Raw genomic sequence first — 18889 nt, 5'->3', positions numbered from 1 at the left:
TGCCGCCGCGCGGACGTTTCCCCCCACCCGCCCTCCCCCTACGGCCTGGCGGCCGTGGGACGTACCCCCGTCCCGAACTGGGGCTCCGCCCCACGCCCCGGCATGCGTCCTTCGGCCGCATGCCCTCAAACGCCGGACGGGCTGCCATGCCGGCCCGGCCGCACCTTCGGCCCCGCCGGGGCAAGATCCGAACGACAGACCCCTAAACCCGCGCCGCGTCCCAGAAGTGGTCCACGATCCTGTCCAGGAAGTCCCGCCCCGGCTCCCCCGTGTCCTGCGTCGTCGCGCCCCACGCGAGCGTCGCCACCATCCGGGACTGGTACGCGGAGTGCAGCTCTTCCAGCACGGCCTCGAGGTGCTGCCGCTGCATCGGCAGCATCTTGCCCACCGGGCGTACATACGCCTGCCAGCGCGCCTTCACCGCGTCGCGCAGGAGTTCCGCGAGGTCCGCGTCGCGGCCGGTTGCCGTCAGGAGTTCACGGGGGCCGAGATCGAGGGCGTCGCACAGCGCCGCGGTCTGGCGTTCGTTGCCGCGCCAGCGGCCGGACTCCTCCATGCGCAGATACGAGCCCACGTCCATGCCGACGAGGCGCGCGAGCTCTTCGGGTGCGAGGCTGCGCGCCATCCGGTGCTCGCGCAGCGTGGTCGCCTCGGTGAGCAGATCGTGCGGCGCGCACCACAACACCCCGGCGAGCGCGGTCAGTTCGCGTGTGCCGGGGGTGGCGAGACCCCGCTCCCACTGGACCACGACGTCGGGTGAGACATGGAGCCCGTACTGGGCGCGAAGACCGTAGGCGACATGACCGGGGGCCATGCCGAGGGCTTCGCGCAGTCGGCGTGCGGCGGGAGCGTTGAAGGGTGGGGACGGGTTGGGGTGCACGCCGACACGCTAGGGGGCGGGAGGGGGCGGCGACTACGGTGCGTTCACCCAGGGCGACTTATCGTAGGAACGTCCGAGCTGATCGTTACCTCTCGGTAACGTCACGTGACCGTCCACGAGTACACGACGGGACTCATCCCTTGACGGCCCCGCCCAGAGCGAAGCCGCCGCCCAGCCTGCGGGCTATCAGTACGTACAGCACCAGCACCGGGGCGGAGTAAAGGATCGAGAAGGCCGCGAGCCGGCCGTAGATCACCGATCCGTAGTTGCCGAAGAAGGTGAAGATCGAGACGGACGCGGGCATCTGCTCGGGGGAAAGGATCAGCATGAACGGTACGAAGAAGTTTCCCCAGAGCTGGATGAAGGTGTAGATCGTCACCACGGTCAGGCCCGGGCCCATCAGGGGCAGGACGACCCTGGTCAGCGTCTGCAGGTACGACGCGCCGTCCGTCCACGCCGCCTCCTCCAGGACCAACGGGACGCCGTCCATGAAATTCTTCATCAGCCAGATGGAGAAGGGGAGTTGAGAGGTGGCGAGGAAGAGTCCGGTCCCGTACGTCGTGTCGATCAGATTGACCTGTACGAACAGGCCGTAGACCGGGACCATGACCGCCGTGATCGGCAGACATGTCGTGAACAGGATCGTCAGCAGATACGGGCGGCTGAAGCGCGAGCGGTGGCGCGAGAGCGGATACGCGGCGAGCGCGGCGCACACCACCGTCAGCAGCGTCGCACCCCCGCACAGCAGCAGGCTGTTGAGCATCGGCGTGAAGGTGATCTCGTCGGTGAGCACCGCGTCGAAGTTGTCCGCGGTGAACGACGAGGGAACCCGCACACGCAGGTCCGCCCCGGCGTCCACCGAGGAGAGCGCCAGCCACACCAGTGGCAGCGCGAAAGCCGCGGCGGTCAGCAGCAGTGCGCCGTCGGCGGCGAGCCGGGCGCGGGTGGCCCGGCGCATCACACCTCCACCCGCATCAGCCGCAGGTACACGACCGAGAACAGCGAGCCCACCAGCAGAAGCAGCAGTGCCACCGCGGTGCCGTAGCCGATGAGGCTCTTCTGGAACGCCTGGTCGTACATGAACACCGGCAGCGTCTGGCTGCGATTGCCCGGGCCGCCGCGCGTCATCGCCCAGATCAGCCCGAACACCGAGAGCGTGGAGAGGGTGTTCAGCATCAGATTGGTGCCGATCGAGCGGCGGATCATCGGCAGCGTGATGTGCCAGATGCGGCGCGGGCCGCTCGCCCCGTCGACCTCTGCCGCCTCCGTGATGTCGCGGGGGATCTCGGCGAGCGCGGCGGAGTAGATCAGCATCGAGAACGCGGTGCCGCGCCAGACGTTCGCGAACGACACCGCGAGGATCGGCAGCGTGAACAGCCAGTTCTGGGACGGCAGATGGAGCCAGTCGAGCAGGGCGTTCAGCGTCCCCTCGCGGCGGAAGAAGGCGTACAGCAAGAACGCCGCGACGATCTCCGGCAGCACCCAGGCGGTGATCACCAGGGTGCCTGTGAGGGTACGGACAGGCCGGGACGCCGTACGCATCAGGCCCGCGAGAGCGAGCCCCAGCGTGTTCTGGCCGACGATCGCCGAGACAAAGGTGAAGACGAGCGTGAGCAGGACCGCATTGCGGAAGCCGGCGTCGGCGAAGGCCCGGCGGAAGTTGTCCAGGCCGACGAAGTCGGACCCCGACGCCCCCGTCAACTGGGTGTCGGTGAAGGCGATCCAGACGCAGTAGCCGATCGGTCCCGCCAGGAAGAACAGCAGCAGGAGCGTGGCGGGGGCGATCGGCACCCACCGCCCCAACCCCGTTCTCGTGCTGCTCACTTGGTGGTGACCGCGCCGTCGACGATGGTCTTCAGCTGCTCGTCGTACTCCTTCGCCGCGTCCGCCGCCGAGGCGTCACCCGTCGTCACCTTCTCCATCGCCTCGCCGATCGCCGTCGAGACCTGCGGGTAGACGGGCAGCGCGGGACGGTAGTGGGTGTACTGCACGAGAGAGGTGAAGAAGTCGATGCCCGGCATGGACTTCAGATACCGGGCGTCGGCGGCGACATCCTTGCGTACGGCGATCTGCGCGTCGACGATCGTCCACTGGACCGCGTTGGCCGGCGTCTGCATGGCCGTGATGAACTCCCAGGCCAGATCCGGGTTCTTGGCCTTCTGCGGGATCGCCCAGGTCCAGCCGCCCGACATGGACACCTTGCCCGGCGCCTGACCGTTCTGCGTCGGCATCGGCGCCTGGCCCAGTGTCGTGTTCCACCGGGGCCACGGCTTGGCGCCCGATGCGAGCCAGTGCTGGCCCATCCAGGAACCGTCCAGGTCGATCGCCAGCTTGCCCTCCGGGAGCAGCTCCGTCGCCACCCGCGTACCGATGTTGGGGTCGAGGGCGTCGGAGACGTCCGGGCCGAGCTTCTCCCCGTACACCGTCCGCACGAAGCCGAGGGCGTCCCGGAAACCCTTGCCGCCCGTGACCCACTTCTTGGCGGACGGGTCGTAGAGGGGGTCGGCGCCGGTGCCGTACAGCAGCATCTCGAAGCCCTGCATCACCGCGGCCTCGCCGGGGCCCTTGCCGGTGTAGACGTTGAGCGGGATGACGCCCGGGACCTTCTGCTTGACGGTACGGGCCGCGGTGAGGATCTCCGCCCAGCTCCTCGGCTGCCAGTCGGCGGGCAGGCCGGCCTTGGCGAAGATCTCCTTGTTGAACCAGAGGCCACGGGTGTCGGTGCCGTCCGGGATGCCGTACGTCCTGCCGTCCTCCGCCTTGGCCGCGGACTTCGCCGTCCCGACGAACCGGCTCCACTGGTTCCACTTCGGGAGGTAGTCGTCCAGCGGCTTCAGGTACCCGGCCTTGATGTCGGAGTTGATGCGGAAGGTGTCCTCGTAGACCAGATCCGGCGCGGTCTTGGGGGAGCGCATCATCTGCTGCGCCTTGGTGGCGTAGTCGTTGTCAGGGGCCTGGATGGGGACGAGTCTGACCTTCTTGCCCGGGTGGTCCTTCTCGAACTGCTTCTTCACCGACTCGAGGAAGGCGTCCTTGAAACGGACCTTGTTGTCGGTGGAACGGTTGTAGGCGACCTTGATGGTGTCCGGGTCGCTGCCGGAACTGCCGCCGCAGGCGGTGAGGGCGGCTGCTGCGACGACAGCGGCTAACGGAACGAGGACGAGTGGGGCGGTGGGGCGCACGGGCACGACCTCCTCGAAGCCACAGGGGCTGCCCGGTGACCGTAGGTCCGGCCCGTCGGCAAGGTCAATGCCCGTGCAGGGCACACCGGTTCAGCGGCTGGAAGTGATCCATCGGTACTGCAGCTCGGGCCGCCCGATCTGACCGTACTGCGGGCTGCGCGCCGCCCGGCCCTCGGTGACCAGGTGTTCCAGATAGCGGCGTGCGGTGATCCGTGAGATGCCAACGGCACTGCCGGCTTCGGTGGCGGTGAGCCCGGCGGCGCAATCGCGCAGCGTACGGGTGACCGCGGCGAGCGTGGGCGCGCTGAGGCCCTTGGGGAGCCCGCCGCCCTGGGGCGCGCGCAGCGCGCCGAGCGCCCGGTCCACCTCGTCCTGGCCACTGGCCTCCCCGGCGGCGGCACGGAACTCGGCGTACCGGGTGAGCCTGTCGCGGAGGGTGGCGAAGGTGAAGGGCTTCAGGACGTACTGGACGACCCCGAGGGACACTCCTTCGCGCACGATCGCGAGGTCACGGGCCGAGGTGACGGCGATGACATCGGCCGAGTGGCCTGCCGCGCGCAGGGACCGTACGAGATGGAGCCCGTGCCCGTCGGGCAGATACAGGTCGAGCAGCAGCAGATCGACCGCGGTCCGCTCCAGGACGCGCACGGCCTCGGACCGGGAGTGCGCCACCCCGGCGACGGCGAAGCCTCTGACACGGCCGACGTAGAGGGCGTGCGCGTCGGCGGCGACGGGGTCGTCCTCGACGACGAGGACGCGGATGGGGGTGGCGGCGTCAGTCATCGGGCCACCTCGCGCGGCGCGCACTCCGGCTCATGCGCGTACCTCCGCAGGTCGCAGCGGCAGTCGTACGGTGAACTCCGCGCCGCCGTCCGGGCCCTCGGCCAACCCCACCGTCCCGCGGCTGCGGTGTGCCGCCTGCTTGACCAGGGCCAGGCCCAGACCGCGGCCCGCGCCGTGCGTGGACCAGCCGCGGCGGAAGACCTCGTCCGCGTCCGCCGGGTCGACTCCCGCGCCCGTGTCCGTGACCTGCAGCAGCAGTTCGTCCAGGTCCGCGCGGACCGTCACGGTGACCCGGGCGCGCAGCGAGCGCGTGGCCGCCGCCTCCGACGCCGCGTCCACCGCGTTGTCGATCAGATTGCCCAGGATCGTCACCAGGTCGCGCGCCGACAGCGACGGCGGCAGCAGGCCGTCGTCGATACGGCTGTCCTCCGCGAGCACCAGCTCCACGCCCCGCTCGTTGGCCTGCGCCGCCTTGCCCAGCAGCAGTGCGGCCAGCACCGGTTCGCCGACCGAGCCCACGACCCGGTCGGTCAGGGCCTGCGCGAGTTCGAGCTCCGCCGTGGCGAACTCGACCGCCTCGTCCGCGCGGCCGAGTTCGATGAGCGAGACGACCGTATGCAGGCGGTTGGCCGCCTCGTGCGCCTGCGAGCGCAGCGCCTGCGTGAAGCCCCGCTCGGAGTCCAACTCGCCCGAGAGCGACTGGAGTTCGGTGTGGTCCCGCAGCGTGACCACCGTCCCGCGCTGCTCGCCGCCGACGACCGGGCTGGTGTTCACGACGATGACGCGGTCAGCGGTCAGATGGACCTCGTCGACCCGCGGCTGAGCCGACAGCAGCGCTCCGGTGAGCGGCGCGGGCAGGCCGAGGCTGTCCACCGGCCGGCCGACCACGTCCTCGTCGAGTCCGAGGAGTTCCCGGGCCCCGTCGTTCACGAGGGCGATCCGCCGCCGGCCGTCGAGCATCACAAGCCCTTCGCGCACGGCGTGCAGCGCGGCCTCGTGGTAGTCGTGCAACCGGCTCAGCTCGGCCGCGTTCATGCCGTGGGTGTGCCGCCGCAGCCGCGCGTTGATCACGTACGTACCGAGACCGCCCAGCGCGAGCGCCGCGCCCGCGACCCCGAGCAGTGCGGCGACCTGCTTGCTGACCTGCTCGCTGATCTTCTCGATGGTGATGCCCGCGCTGACGAGCCCGGTGATCTTCCCGTGGTCGTAGACGGGCGCCACCGTCCGTACCGAAGGACCGAGCGTGCCCAGATGCTTCTCGCTGTAGATCTTGCCTTTCAGCGCCTCGTCGATGCTCCCCAGATACTTCTTCCCGATCTCGCCCGGCTCCGGGTGTGTCCAGCGGGTGCCGTCCGGAGCCATGATCACGACGAAGTTGACGCCCGCGTCACGGCGCAGCCGCTCCGTGTACGGCTGGAGCTGCCGGGTCGGATGCGCGGAGCGCGCGGCGGCGACCACCGAAGGTGAACGCGCGACGGCGGTGGCGGCGGCCCTGGACTGGCGGCGCGCCGTCTCCTCCGCCTGGGAACGGTCGGTGATGTACGTGAAGAGCGCGCAGCCCGCAACTATCGCGGCGACCAGCACGACCTGCATCGCGAAGAGCTGGCCCGCGAGGCTGCGGGGGCGGGGTATGCGCATGGACCCAGTCTGCCTGGCCGAAATTGCGTGAACGAAAAGAACGTAAGGGTGACCGGGGTCACAGGGTGGGCGATAGTCACGGCATCCATAGGGACATGGATGAATTCGAACAAGGAGGACCCCGTGGCTACAGGAGCCGTCAGGCGGGACCGTACGCACTATCTCTATATCGCCGTGATCATCGCGGTGGTGCTGGGCATCGCCGTGGGCCTGGCTGCCCCTGAGTTCGCCGTCGAGCTCAAGCCGCTGGGCACCGGCTTTGTGAACCTGATCAAGATGATGATCTCGCCGATCATCTTCTGCACGATCGTGCTGGGCATCGGCTCGGTACGCAAGGCCGCCAAGGTGGGCGCCGTCGGTGGCATAGCGCTCGGCTACTTCCTGGTCATGTCGATGGTCGCGCTCGGCATCGGACTGGTCGTCGGCAACATCCTCCAGCCCGGTGAGGGTCTGGCGCTGACCGACGCGGTCAAGGACGCGGGCCACAGCCAGGTCTCGGCGGAGGCCAAGGACACGACGGAATTCCTGCTCGGGATCATCCCGACCACGATCGTCTCCGCCTTCACCGAGGGCGAGGTTCTGCAGACCTTGCTGGTCGCGCTGCTCGCCGGGTTCGCGCTGCAGGCGATGGGCTCGGCCGGGCAGCCGGTGCTGCGCGGTGTCGAACACATCCAGCGCCTCGTCTTCCGCATCCTCGCCATGGTGATGTGGGCCGCGCCGATCGGCGCCTTCGGTGCGATCGCCGCCGTCACCGGGTCGGCCGGACTGGACGCTCTCAAGAGCCTCGCCGTCCTGATGCTCGGCTTCTACGTGACCTGCTTCCTGTTCGTCTTCATCGTGCTCGGCGCGCTGCTGCGGATCGTCGCGGGCGTCAACATCTTCACGCTCTTCAGGTACCTGGGCCGTGAGTTCCTGCTGATCCTGTCCACCTCCTCGTCCGAGTCCGCCCTCCCGCGGCTCATCGCGAAGATGGAGCACCTGGGCGTCAGCAAGCCGGTGGTCGGCATCACCGTTCCGACCGGCTACTCCTTCAACCTCGACGGCACCATGATCTACATGACCATGGCCTCGCTCTTCATCGCCGACGCGATGGGCAACCCCATGTCGCTCGGGGAGCAGATCGCGCTGCTGCTCTTCCTCTTCGTCGCCTCCAAGGGCGCGGCGGGCGTCACCGGCGCGGGCCTGGCTACGCTGGCGGGCGGCCTGCAGTCGCACCGTCCCGAACTGGTCGACGGGGTCGGCCTGATCGTCGGCATCGACCGCTTCATGAGCGAGGCGCGGGCCCTGACCAACTTCGCGGGCAACGCGGTGGCGACGATGCTGGTCGGGACCTGGACCAAGGAGATCGACACGTCGCGGGTCGAGCAGGTGCTGGCCGGGCGGGTCCCGTTCGACGAGAAGACCCTGCTCGACGACGAGGCACGTGGCGCCGTGCCGGCACCGGAGGCGGGTGTGCCGGAGCCGCGCGAAGACGACGGGGTGCCGGCGAAGGTCTGAAGGCCCGGCATCCATGAGGCCTGGAGCATGAGGGCCTGGCACTTATGCGGTCCTGACATTCCGTGGGCATCACCTTCAGGTCCGGCAGGAGCAGGGACCGGCGCGCTCGGGGCGCCGGTCCCTGCTCTGCGTACGGCCGGCCAACACCGGGCCGCAGCACATACGGTGAGCAGGTGACCGAGACCTGGCAGCCGACCGACCCCGGTGTTCTGCGGCTTCCCTCCGGGCGGCTCGTCCGGGGGCGGGGGCTTCGGCGCCCCCTTCCCGCCGGGCCGGTGCCCGCGTACGGCGTGTATCTGCTGGGGAAGCCGCCGCCCGCCGTCGTCTGGGAGGCTCGCTGGCTGCGCTGGCCGGACTTCCGGCTGCCCAGCAGTCCGGCCGAGGCCCGTGCGGTTCTCACCGAGGCATGGGAGCGGGCCGCGGAGGAACGCGTCGAGATCGCCTGCGGCGGCGGGCGCGGGCGCACCGGGACAGCACTGGCGTGTATCGCCGTTCTCGACGGGGTGCCGTCCGGCCGGGCGGTGGACTTCGTACGCCGGAACTACGATCCCCGCGCCGTCGAAACCCCCTGGCAGCGGCGCTACGTTCGCCGTTTCGCGGACTGACCGGGGTAGTTGGCGCCGCCCGACGAGGCCAGGCTCGCCGTAGCTGGATGGTTACCCTTTGGTTGGTACCTGACTTATTTGTCGGTACTTGTCGGGGAGTACGCGGGCGAACAAGCATGGCCGACATGTCAACCACCAACACCCCACTGACTTCCGTCACCGTCCTCGGCCTCGGCGCGATGGGCCGGGCCCTCGCCGGCGCCCTGATCGACGCAGGCCATCCCACCACCGTCTGGAACCGCTCCCCGGGCACCGGCGAAGAACTGGTCACCCGCGGCGCGGTCCGGGCGCCGAGTGCCGAAGAGGCCGTACGCGCAAGCGAGTTGACCGTGGTCTGCGTCGTCGACCACGACGCGTCCGCCGCGATCCTCGCCCCGCTCGCCGACCGCGTCCTGGTCAACCTCACCTCGGACACGCCCGAGCGCTCCCGCGAAGCTGCCACCGCTCGACTTCTTCTACGGCGGCATCTCGGGCCTCGTCCACGCGTACGCGCTGGCCAAGGCCGGCGGGGTCAAGGCCGCCGACCTCGCCCCGTACATGAACACCATCGTCCAGATCCTGCCGCCGATCGCGGAGTACACGGCGGCCAACATCGATGCGGGCAGCCATCCGGGAGCCCAGGCCAACCTCGGCATGATGGCCGCGGGCGTCGAGCACATCCTGGATGCCGCCCGCACCCGCGGGCTCGACGTCTCGCAGCTGGAGTCCATCAAGGCGGTCGCCGACCGGGCGATCGCGAAGGGCCACGGCCCCGACGACTGGGCGAGCACGTACGAGGCGGTCACCGGGTAGCCCGTGCCCTTGGGCCTTGTGGGTCCTTGGGCCGAATGGACTCTCCGGTTGCCCGCTTCCCGCCCCCGCCGCAGTGTTACCGGCGTACCCGTCCCCTCCCGGCCCGGGCTCTCGGCGAGGACTTCACCATGCAAGAACGCCTGGCGCTGCACCCGGTGCCTGTCCCCATGCGCGGCCGGTCGCCATGGACGACAGGGGGCCGGCCGCTGCCGTGGCTGCTGACCGTCGCGGTGGCCTTCACCGCCGCTCAGCTGATCCTGGTGGTACCGGGGTCCGGGCTCGGCTGGGACGAGACCGTCTACGTCAGCCAGGTCGGGGGGAATGCCCCGCCCGCGTACTTCAGCGCACCCCGCGCGCGGGGGATTTCCTACCTCGTCGCTCCAGTGGCCTCCCTGACTGCCTCCACCACCGCGATCCGGGTCTACCTGGCGCTGCTGTCCGGCGCCGGGCTGTTCGCCTGCCTGTGGATCTGGCGCAGACTGGTGCCCGTCGCCGTGCTCGGCGGCGCGGGCGCGGTGTTCGCCGGCCTGTGGATCACGGTCTTCTACGGCCCCCAGGCCATGCCCAATCTGTGGTGCGCGCTCGGGGCCCTGGCCGCCGTCGGCTGGTTCCTGCGAGCCGTGCCCCGTCCGGGGGAGCGCAGGGCCGTGGCCGGCGCCGGGTGCGCCGTCGCCGTCGTTGTGCTCATGCGCCCTTCCGACGGGCTGTGGCTGGCCCTGCCGCTCGCCGCCGCGGCGCTGCTGGTTCCGGGGCGGCGCCGTCCGGCGGTGTTCGCCGCGGTCGTCATCGGGTTCCTGCTCGGGGCCGTGCCATGGGTCGTCGAGGCGTACGCGCACTACGGAGGTCTGGGCGCCCGGCTCCACCGGGCGAGCGAGATCCAGGGCGGCCTCGGCTGGCACCTGGCCGTGGACGACCAGGTGCGGGCGCTCGACGGGCGTTCGCTGTGCCGCCCGTGCGACGTGCCCTGGAAGCACCCGGTGGCGGCGGCATGGTGGTTCGCCCTGCCGGTGCTCACGGCCGGGGGCATCTGGGCGGCGTTGCGCGCGGACCGGGATTCCCGGGAGCCCTGGCGGTCCGGCTCACCCCCGGGCCCCCGTACGCACCGAGGCGCAGCCGCTTTGCTCGCGACCTTCACCGCGGCAGCGCTCTCGGTGCCGTACCTCTTCCTCATCGAATACGCCGCGCCACGTTTTCTCCTCCCCGCCTACGCGCTCCTGTCGCTGCCCGTGGCCGAATGCCTGGTCTTCCTGTCCGTCTTCCTGGTCACCGCCGTCCGGCCGTCACTCAGGCCGGTCGGTGCCGGAGTCCTCGCCCTGGCACTCACCGGCCACCTCGCGGTCCAGTACGGAGTGCTCCGCCACATGCTGGACGTCAACCGCTCCCTGCGTGCGCACTACTCGGCGATCGCCACCGGGCTGCACCGGCTGGGCGTCCGCCCGCCCTGCATGGTCAGCGGCCACGATGCCGTCCCGATCGCGTACTACGCGGGATGCGCCTCACGCCAGTCCGGAGGCCATGACGCCAGCATCACGTCCGACGGCATCGTGGCCGCCACCCACCGCATGCCGGTGGCCGTCGTCGTGGCCGGCGGCAACGCTCCACCGGCGTACGCGCGCACCTGGCGGACCACCGCCCTGCCGCACGTACGCGGCCGGGAAACCTACCGCGTCTACCTGCCGCCGACGCTCTTGCCCTGACGCCGACGTCAAGGACTACCGTCGAAGACATGCGAATCGGCGAGCTCGCGGAACGGGCCGGAACCACCACCCGCACCCTGCGCTACTACGAGTCCCGCGGGCTTCTGCCCGCCCGGCGGGCGGTGAACGGCTACCGCACGTACAACGAGGACGACCTGCGACTGCTCCAGCAGATCCGGACCCTCCAGGACTTCGGGTTCGGCCTGGAGGAGACGCGGCCGTTCGTCGAGTGCCTGCGCGCCGGGCATCCGGCCGGGGACTCCTGTCCCGCCTCGATCGCCGTCTACCGCGCCAAGCTCGGCGAGCTGGACACGCTCATCGGCCGGCTTCAGTCGGTACGCGCCCAGGTGGGCGCTCAGCTCGCCCGCGCCGAGGCGGAGCTGCCGGGCGGTCCCGAGCCGCTGTGCGAGCTGACCCAGGTGACCGACGGAGGAGAACAGGCATGATCCACGCAGCAGGCGTCGCCGAGGTGACGGACGCCGACTTCGACGACGAGGTGCTCAGGTCCGACCGCCCGGTCCTGGTCGAGTTCACGGCCGACTGGTGCGGCCCTTGCCGCCAACTCGCCCCCGTGCTCAGCGCGTTGGCGAGCGAGGAGGCCGACCGGCTCAAGGTGGTCCAGCTCGATGTGGACACCAACCCGGAGACGACGACGCGGTACGCCGTGCTGTCGATGCCGACGCTGATGGTGTTCCGCGAGGGCGAACCACTGATGTCGATGGTGGGCGCCCGTCCCAAGCGACGGCTGCTCCAGGAGCTGGAGGACGTGATCTAGCAGCGTGAGTCAGCTGTAGGGCGGAAAGCGGAGCTGCTTCCAGGAATCTTTCGCAGATTCTTGCTCGGGGATGTCGAAATCGTCGGGCGCGCTTCTACCTATCGGTGAGAGCGCCCGACAGGGGGCGCACGAGTGTGAGCTGCTCACCGACGCCCGGAGCCCGGCGCGCACAGGGCCGGGCGGCGAGCTCATCCCGCTGGTCGAACAGGACCGAACACTCTGGGACGAGAAGGCGATCGCCGAGGGAGTCGCGCTCATCACCGAAGCCATGCCCCACGGGCCCCGTCGGCCCTTACCAGATCCAGGCGGCTGTAGCCGCCGTTCACGACGAGGCGGCGACCGTCGAGGAGACCGATTGGCCCCAGATCCTCGCGCTGTACGGAGTGCTGGAACACATGTCGCCCAATCCCCTGGTCTCGCTCAACCGCGCCGTCGCCGCCGCCATGGTGCACGGCCCGACTGCAGGCCTCGCCATGCTGAGGGTTCTGGAGTCCGACGGACGCCTGGCGGAGCACCATAGCCTCTACGCCGCCAAGGCCCATCTCCTGGAGATGGCCGGCGACCTTCAAGCCGCGATCGAGAGCTACCGCGCAGCAGCAAACCGTACGGCCAGCCTCCCGGAACGGCACTACCTCACCATCCGCGCCGCCCAGCTCGCCGCCCCGCCCACGCAGGCTCCGACAGGCGGGTTGCCTGCTACTGGGACACGCTCCTAGCGTCTCAGGAGTGCGGCGAGCCTTGTCGAGCTCTCGCGCGTATCAGACGGGGAGCTGCCACGACGGCCCGGAGGGCTCACCCAGCCATACGGTCTGTGTATTTGACTGTGGGTACGTGTTTGGAGACGGAGCGCATTCGGGGAGCGTCATGGACGCGAGGCGGCCTGCACGGCGACGTGCGGTCACGGGCACCATCACCGGGTTTGTACTGCGTATGGCCAGGGAGAGCGTCCCTCGCACGCAATCCGGTATGGCGGAAGACCTGGGGGTCGACCTGGCCACCGTGCAGGGCTGGGAATCCGGACGTCGGCCTGTCGCCAACATGAAGGCCGGAGCGCTGCTTGCGCTTCGGCACCGGTTACTGGCCCTCGGTGCGGATCGGACAGTCGTCGGCCTCCTGGATGCGGCGATGGATGCGGATCGGATTGTTGGTGCCGCTCTTGATCCCTCACTGCGGACCGAACTCCATCCGCTCGCGGGATGGGTGCACACGCGCGACACCGCGCACCTGATCGACTGGGCGGTAAATGGAACGACTCCGCCCGTCCTTGCGAACAGTCCGGTTCCGGCGCGGCGCGGCCCTGTTGCCACCGCCCCGCTTATGCCCGCGCAGGATCGCAGCGCGTTCTTCTCTCACCTTCGTAGCACTGCCGCGGCCGCAACCAGGATGGGAAGCAACGGGATACTTCTGCACCGACAGGCGCTCTATCTCGCGTCGTACGACCGGAGTCCCGAAGCCACCTCGTGGGCGGTTCGCGCGCTCCACGACCGCAGAGGCGTGCTCTCGGTCCGCGGGTGGTCACCGCAGTGGGCAGAGGCCCGCTCCACCGCAACGGCTCTCGCGCGGTTGGGCGATCCCCAACCTCTCCTCGATTTCATCGAGCGATCCATGGCTGATGACGACGACGGGGAGACGGCGAACCTCAACTACTGGGCATACTGGCTTGGGGCATTCAGCCAACCCCAAGCCGATGACGCATTCATGCGCGACCGGAACCGGGCCGACTGGGACCCTGTCACCTTGCTCCGTCGCGGGCTGGCGCAGGGCCTCCACCAGGCACCCGGATATGTCGACTTGTACGTCCATTCGATCTGGGCGCTCCTGACCACGAACACATGGCTGCCCCAGGCGTCACCGGGGCTAGCCTCTGATCTTGATGGCCGCGCCTGCCGACTGCTCGACGGAAATCTCGTCTCCCAAAGATCCCGGCGCGAACTCAGCGCTGTGCATTACGTTCTACGCGAGTACGGCACATGAGAGACCGGAGGCACCACATGGCGGAAGAGACCGACCAGGCCAAAGGAACTGCTGGGTTCCTGATGGAGATGGGCATGCTCAAGCGGGCGAAGCGCTCAGGCTGGTGGATCGCCGGGGTCAAGGATCCAGAGACGATTGCGGAGCATTCGTTCCGTACAGCAGTCATCGGGGCCGTGCTGGCTCTGATGGAGGGCGCGGATCCGGCGAAGGTCGCGCTGCTGTGCACCTTCCACGACACGCAGGAGACCCGGGTCAGCGACATTCCGCACATCGGCCGCCGCTATTTGGACGCGGCGAGCAATGAGAAGGTCACCGCCGACCAGGTTTCTGCCGCCTACCCTGCGGTGCGGGAGGGGATCCAGCGCATCGTCGAGGAGTACGAGAACAGCAGCAGCCTAGAAGTGATCGTGGCGCACGACGCCGACAAGCTCGAATGCTTGGTACAGGCCGTCGAGTACCGAGAGCAAGGGCACCAGAACGTTCAGAACTGGATCGACACCAGCCGGAACAACCTCAAGACAGCATCTGCCCAGGCGCTTGCGGAAGCCGCGCTGAACATGACGTCCGTGGAGTGGCAACAGACGTATCTCCGCTAGTGTCCTGCGCCAGTAGTTGATCGTTAGTAGTTGCGTGACTTCTGCTGCTGGTGCGTCAGTTCCTCGTCGGGGCCCGAAGCTGGAACCGTTGCTGCTGTCTGATGACGAGCGGGCAGTGTTGGAGCGGTGGACGCGGCGGGCGTCGTCGGCCCAGGCGCTGGCCCTGCGCGCGCGGATCGTGCTGGCGTGCGCGGGTCCGGAGGTACCGCCGATCGTCGCGGTCGCCCGCGAATTGCGGGTGGCTGCCGACACCGTCCGCAAGTGGCGGCGCCGGTTCCTGGCGGAGCGGCTCGACGGCCTGGTCGACGAGCCCCGGCCGGGCCGGCCGCCCACCATCAGCGTTGATCAGGTGGAGGCGGTCGTGGTCACGACGCTGGAGGAGATCCCGAAGAACGCCACCCACTGGTCGCGGAAGTCGATGGCGGAGCACAGCGGCCTGTCGAAGTCCACCGTCGGCCGGATCTGGCGGAAGTTCCAGCTCAAACCGCATCTGACAGACACCTTCAAGCTGTCGACGGACCCGCTGTTCGTGGAGAAGGTCTACGACGTCGTCGGGCTGTACTTCAACCCGCCCGAAGGCGCGGTGGTCCTCTCGGTGGACGAGAAGTCGCAGATCCAGGCCCTGGACCGGTCTCAGCCGGTGCTGCCGATAATGCCGGGCATGCCCGAACGGCGCACCCACGACTACGTCCGCAACGGGCTGACTACCTTGTTCGCCGCATTCGACGTCGCCACCGGCGACGTCATCAGTGCCCTGCACCGCCGACACCGGGCAGCGGAGTTCAAGAAGTTCCTGATCCGGATCGACAAGGAAGTGCCCGCGCACCTGGCGGTCCACCTGATCTGCGATAACTACGGAACCCACAAGACGCCCGCGATCAGGACGTGGCTGGCCAAGCACCCACGCTTTCATATGCACTTCACCCCGACCGGCTCCTCCTGGATCAACCAGGTCGAGCGGTGGTTCGGCTTCCTGGCCGACCAGATGATCCGCCGCGGCGCCCACAAGAACGTGCAGGCCCTCGAAGCCGACATCCGCAAGTGGGTCCGGAACTGGAACGAAGACCCCAAGCCGTTCATCTGGACCAAGACAGCCGAGGAAATCCTCGAATCCCTCGCCCGCTTCTGCCGACGGATCTCCGGCGCAGGACACTAGGACATGGTCCACTTCAAGCCTCGTCGCAGTCCTTTCTGCGGCTGGCGCAACTCGTGGGCTCAACGTTCCAAGCGCGATCGCTCGGGCACTGCCGCCCAGCCCGGACTTGGTTACCCTCCAGTACAGGTGACCTGCGGGTATGGCCCGAACCGGTTGCCTACGATGAATGGATATGCGAGACGGCAGTTGCTGGATAGAGTCGTGTCGTTACAACTGGTTGTGGGGACAACCAAAGCGCCTTTCGGCTGCCAACGTCCTGGGGAGGGCCTGCAGCACATGAGTCGTCGCTCTACTGGTTTCGTCGGCGTGTGGGCTGAGATGCAAAGGCAACAGCAGCGCCAGCTAGAAGCCGAAGCCAGACAGCGGAGACGAGAAGCTCAGCAAGCGCGAGCCTACGAGCGACGAGCCGCCCAGAGCCACCGCGAGTACAGGCAGGCAGAGGCGCTACGTCGTACGGAGGAACTGGACGCGCAGGTTGCGTCACTGCAAGTTCTTCTCGCATCGGGTTGTCAAGCCCCGGCTTTCAGGGCTTCCTCACTCATGCGGCATGAGGAGGTCCAGCCCTTCGCCCCGGGACCGTTAGCTCAGCCCGTGCCCATGCCGGATTTCAATCAGTACCAAACGCAGAGCGGTTGGACCGCGAGTCGCCGGGCTCAGGCACAGGCTGAAGCACAGGCGCGCTTCGAGCGGGACTGGCACACCGCCCAGGCTGCGGAGGCTCGCCGACAGCAGCAGCTGGCGTCGTACCAGCAGGAGTACCTGCGGTGGGCGGATGCTCAGTTGGCTGAGGTACGTGCACACAACGCCGGCGTCGTCGCGGTAACTGAAGGCGTAAGGCGCCGGGATCCCGATTCAGTGGTCGAGTACTTCTCCGCCGCTCTCTATGCCTCAACGGCGTGGCCTGAAGGTTTCCCGCGTCAGATTGCGGCAGCCTACGACCCGGCAGCCCGACAGTTGGTGCTGGATTGGGAGTTGCCCGGCTACAGCATCGTGCCTGAGGTCAAGTCTGTTCGGTACATGTCCGCGGTCGATCAGGACAAGGAGACCCCCCGTCCCGTAGGCCAGCGCCGAGCTTTATATAGGGAAGTGCTCGCGGAGTGCATGCTGCTCGTATTGCACCAGCTCTTCGCGGCAGATGACCTGAGTGCGCTTGAGTCGGTGGCCTTGAACGGGTTCGTCGATGGACACGACCCTACGACGGGCCGACCGGGCCATATCTTCCTCGCAACTGTCATGGCCCCGCGCTCCTCGTTCCGTGAACTGCACCTGGCACAGGTGGACGCAGGTAGTTGTCTGGCTGACGCCCTGCGTGGGCAGCTCTCGGCTAGGCCGGACCAACTCACACCCGTACGGCCGAGTAGGCGGCCGCAAGATGCCGGGAACCGCGTTGTCGCCCACGGAAACGATGAGGAACCGGATCTGTACGCCATGGATCCGATCGCCTTCGAGAATCTAGTCGCCGACCTCTTCCGTGCCATGGGGATGCAGGCGGTGACGACTCAACGTTCAAACGATGGCGGTGTGGACGTTGACGCCTTGGATCCGACACCGATCCGAGGCGGCAAGATCGTCGTGCAGGTGAAGCGCTACCGGAACACGGTACCTCCCACGGCCGTGCGTGACTTGTACGGGACTGTGCAGGACGCTGGCGCCAACAAGGGTGTCCTCGTAACGACGTCAGGGTTTGGCCCTGGTTCACACACCTTCGCCAATGGCAAGCCGCTGGAACTTATCTCGGGCTCTGAGCTGGTCGATCTGCTGCATCGGCATGGGCTGCGTGGGCGACTGGGCGAGGGTGGTCGACAAGCTGCTGCGCAGCCGCGACCTTCGGTTCCGCCCACTCGTTTGCCTGACGACTACAGCGTCCTGGGCATGTCTTGGAATGGCAGCGTCGCCCTGGACGTTTGTGCTCTCGTCTGCCGTGGCAGTCGCGTCCTCAGCGACGATCACTTCGTCTTCTTCAACAACCCGCAGACTCCGGACGGCTCAGTGCGTGCTCTTCCCGCCGCAGCGCCGGACAAGGCAGCGATCTGTGTCTCCTTCGACGGGCTGCCTGAGGGCGCTGATCGATTTGTGCTCGTGGCTGCTATCGACCCGGAGGTCAACCCCGACGCCGATCTCTCCGGCTTCACTGAAGCCTGCATCCGGCTACTCGATCCGGGAATGGCCGAGCAGGGACGGCTTGAGGTCTCCGACGGCCGGCCAAGTGAAACCGCCTTGGTACTCGGTTCCTTCCGCCGAAGGTCCAGCGGGGACTGGGACTTCGTCCTTGGTGGCAAGGGCTACGCGGGCGGCCTGGAGGAACTCGTTCAGGACTACGGCATCGAGGTGGAGTAGATCGGCTGAGAGCCGCAAGCATCACGGTTAGGTTCTGTGAACGCGCATTGATGGCCCACCTCACGGGGTGCAGTAACCGCCAGTCTGCCGCCGGGCTACTCACCGGACAGGCTCCAGGCCCGCCGTTCCCCTCGCCGGAAGCGCGAGCATCGCGAAGAGACGGTCGGCCGCGGCACCCCGTCGTACCACCAGCAGCGCGGCGAGGACGACGGCGAACGGGACGCCGAGCCACCAACCCAGCAGGTGTACAAGGACGGAGGCGCCCACCGCCGTGCCGAGCGCGAGCCCGAAGACCGCTCCCAGGACGGCACCGAGGATGCGAAGCCGTCCCGTCACCTTTGCGGCGGCGGCCTCGCGCTGACCGGACCGGAGCCAGCGGATCATCAGTGCCAGCATCACCGGAACCAGCACGACACCCATCCCGTAGAGCGTCAGCGCGACCGGCGAGGTCAGCCAGTCGCCCATGCGGGAGAGAGCTTCCCCCGGGCCGGGCTGCGCCGGCCAGGAGGCGAACGTCTCGCGATCCGCGGAGAAGAATCGCTGGTACCCGCGGCCGTCCCACCCGTGAACGAGGATGAAGAACATGCCGGTGTATCCGATCCCGGCCTGAAGGTAGGCCGCGTAGACGCGCCCGGACGCGATGAGGCGCGACGCGACCCAGTAACCCAGCACGCCCTGGCTGACGTTCGTCGCGGCGAACAGGGCGACCAGCCAGGCGGGCAGCGAACCGTGCCCGCCGGCGGCCTGCATTGTTTCCCAGTCCGGGAAGCCCCACAGCAGCCACGCACCGCTGGGGGCGAACAGAACCGCGCAGTAGAGGACGGTCGCCATCAAGTACGGGTCCGACCACCGGCCGACGCGACTCGCGGGGCCTGTCCTGCTCGTGAGCTGATGCGTGGCGGCGGTCGCGAAGCTCGCGCCGATTCCGTAGGACCAGAAGACATCGACCTGGACCATCGTGCTCTCCTCTCCGGAAT

General features: G+C 68.5%; 18 protein-coding genes and 2 pseudogenes. 13 read left to right on the top strand and 7 right to left on the bottom strand.

Annotated features, from left to right (window positions below):
- Positions 1–202: 202 nt before the first annotated feature.
- The 6 genes from FBY35_RS10910 to FBY35_RS10885 form a co-directional block, all read right to left on the bottom strand.
- Complete coding sequence (locus FBY35_RS10910; RefSeq protein WP_142215006.1) at positions 203–814, bottom strand: helix-turn-helix transcriptional regulator; 612 nt, start codon at positions 812–814, stop codon at positions 203–205.
- Between the two features lie 199 nt (positions 815–1013).
- Positions 1014–1838: a carbohydrate ABC transporter permease gene (locus tag FBY35_RS10905; RefSeq protein ID WP_142213600.1), complete on the bottom strand. Its 825-nt coding sequence runs from the start codon at positions 1836–1838 to the stop codon at positions 1014–1016.
- Positions 1838–2704 carry a carbohydrate ABC transporter permease gene (locus FBY35_RS10900; RefSeq protein ID WP_186356906.1) on the bottom strand — a complete coding sequence of 289 codons (867 nt, stop codon included), beginning with the start codon at positions 2702–2704 and terminating at the stop codon, positions 1838–1840. Before FBY35_RS10900 ends, FBY35_RS10905 begins: the two co-directional genes overlap by 1 nt.
- On the bottom strand, positions 2701–4062 hold the full coding sequence (locus FBY35_RS10895) for an ABC transporter substrate-binding protein (protein ID WP_142213599.1): 1362 nt from the start codon (positions 4060–4062) through the stop codon (positions 2701–2703). Before FBY35_RS10895 ends, FBY35_RS10900 begins: the two co-directional genes overlap by 4 nt.
- Positions 4063–4152: 90 nt before the next feature.
- Complete coding sequence (locus FBY35_RS10890; RefSeq protein ID WP_142213598.1) at positions 4153–4845, bottom strand: response regulator; 693 nt, start codon at positions 4843–4845, stop codon at positions 4153–4155.
- A gap of 30 nt (positions 4846–4875) precedes the next feature.
- Positions 4876–6483, bottom strand: coding sequence for a sensor histidine kinase (locus FBY35_RS10885; RefSeq protein WP_142213597.1), 1608 nt, complete (start codon positions 6481–6483; stop codon positions 4876–4878).
- A gap of 123 nt (positions 6484–6606) precedes the next feature.
- On the opposite strand from FBY35_RS10885, the gene FBY35_RS10880 reads away from it, so the two are divergent.
- From FBY35_RS10880 to FBY35_RS10830, 13 genes and pseudogenes are all read left to right on the top strand, one after another.
- Complete coding sequence (locus FBY35_RS10880) at positions 6607–7980, top strand: cation:dicarboxylate symporter family transporter (protein ID WP_260848579.1); 1374 nt, start codon at positions 6607–6609, stop codon at positions 7978–7980.
- Between the two features lie 173 nt (positions 7981–8153).
- Positions 8154–8585: a protein-tyrosine phosphatase family protein gene (locus FBY35_RS10875; RefSeq protein WP_142213595.1), complete on the top strand. Its 432-nt coding sequence runs from the start codon at positions 8154–8156 to the stop codon at positions 8583–8585.
- A gap of 47 nt (positions 8586–8632) precedes the next feature.
- Positions 8633–8923 (top strand): annotated as a pseudogene (locus tag FBY35_RS37725) (NAD(P)-binding domain-containing protein); the annotation flags it as partial.
- A gap of 97 nt (positions 8924–9020) precedes the next feature.
- Positions 9021–9377, top strand: a complete 357-nt coding sequence (locus FBY35_RS37720) for a hypothetical protein (protein WP_399208367.1) — start codon at positions 9021–9023, stop codon at positions 9375–9377.
- 128 nt (positions 9378–9505) lie between these two features.
- Positions 9506–11074 carry a hypothetical protein gene (locus FBY35_RS10865; protein ID WP_313904671.1) on the top strand — a complete coding sequence of 523 codons (1569 nt, stop codon included), beginning with the start codon at positions 9506–9508 and terminating at the stop codon, positions 11072–11074.
- Positions 11075–11103: 29 nt separating this feature from the next.
- On the top strand, positions 11104–11520 hold the full coding sequence (locus FBY35_RS10860) for a MerR family transcriptional regulator (protein ID WP_142213594.1): 417 nt from the start codon (positions 11104–11106) through the stop codon (positions 11518–11520).
- The gene (trxA, locus tag FBY35_RS10855; protein WP_142213593.1) at positions 11517–11849 is read left to right on the top strand and encodes a thioredoxin; all 333 of its coding nucleotides are present in this window, start codon (positions 11517–11519) and stop codon (positions 11847–11849) included. The genes FBY35_RS10860 and trxA overlap by 4 nt, the downstream gene beginning before the upstream one ends.
- 70 nt (positions 11850–11919) lie before the next feature.
- Positions 11920–12060: pseudogene (locus FBY35_RS38005) on the top strand (RNA polymerase sigma factor); the annotation flags it as partial.
- A gap of 184 nt (positions 12061–12244) precedes the next feature.
- Complete coding sequence (locus FBY35_RS38000) at positions 12245–12565, top strand: hypothetical protein (protein ID WP_142213592.1); 321 nt, start codon at positions 12245–12247, stop codon at positions 12563–12565.
- 250 nt (positions 12566–12815) lie between these two features.
- Positions 12816–13823, top strand: coding sequence for an XRE family transcriptional regulator (locus tag FBY35_RS10845; protein ID WP_260848578.1), 1008 nt, complete (start codon positions 12816–12818; stop codon positions 13821–13823).
- Between the two features lie 17 nt (positions 13824–13840).
- Positions 13841–14419, top strand: a complete 579-nt coding sequence (locus tag FBY35_RS10840; protein WP_142213590.1) for an HD family hydrolase — start codon at positions 13841–13843, stop codon at positions 14417–14419.
- A 34-nt stretch (positions 14420–14453) separates the two neighbouring features.
- Positions 14454–15575: an IS630 family transposase gene (locus FBY35_RS10835; protein ID WP_142213589.1), complete on the top strand. Its 1122-nt coding sequence runs from the start codon at positions 14454–14456 to the stop codon at positions 15573–15575.
- Positions 15576–15851: 276 nt separating this feature from the next.
- Positions 15852–17912, top strand: coding sequence for a restriction endonuclease (locus tag FBY35_RS10830; RefSeq protein ID WP_186356980.1), 2061 nt, complete (start codon positions 15852–15854; stop codon positions 17910–17912).
- Between the two features lie 99 nt (positions 17913–18011).
- Here FBY35_RS10830 and FBY35_RS10825 read toward each other — a convergent pair whose 3' ends face one another.
- Positions 18012–18869 (bottom strand): hypothetical protein, encoded by an 858-nt coding sequence (locus tag FBY35_RS10825; protein WP_142213588.1) that lies wholly within the window; start codon positions 18867–18869, stop codon positions 18012–18014.
- Between the last annotated feature and the right edge of the window lie 20 nt (positions 18870–18889).

It is taken from the genome of Streptomyces sp. SLBN-118 (assembly GCF_006715635.1).
GTDB lineage: Bacteria > Actinomycetota > Actinomycetes > Streptomycetales > Streptomycetaceae > Streptomyces.
This window is presented reverse-complemented; position numbering and strand designations above follow the sequence as displayed.